Source organism: Paenibacillus sp. 203 (assembly GCF_037027525.1).
GTDB lineage: Bacteria > Bacillota > Bacilli > Paenibacillales > Paenibacillaceae > Paenibacillus > Paenibacillus polymyxa_B.
Genome location: NZ_JAXCHD010000059.1, coordinates 1 through 357, shown reverse-complemented (window position 1 = coordinate 357; position 357 = coordinate 1). Strand labels below are relative to the sequence as shown.

Sequence of the window (357 nt, the reverse complement as noted above, 5' to 3'; positions counted from 1 at the left end):
CAGACCATACGACGATTAGCTGGAATCGTCGCACTCGCTTTAAAGACACCACGATCTTTCAAGATATCTTCGATGAAATTGTGCTGCAGGCGATCTCTCACCGAATGGTGGGTGGGCGTGTTCTCGTCACCGATTCCAGACACGTCAAAGCCAATGCTAACAGGCACCAGTACACCAAAGAACAAGTGTTGCAGAATACCAAAGACTATATGGACGAGCTTAACGAAGCAGTGAAGGAGGACCGGAAAAGCCACGGAAAAAAGCCTTAAAATCCCGAGAGGAAGTGAACGAAGAAAAAGAAATTAAAGTGAGCAAAACCGACCCAGACAGCGGCTATATGATCCGTGATGGCAAGCC

General features: G+C 47.6%; 1 pseudogene. It reads left to right on the top strand.

The window, feature by feature from the left end:
• A pseudogene (locus WA407_RS26375) lies at positions 1-357 on the top strand (IS5/IS1182 family transposase); the annotation flags it as partial.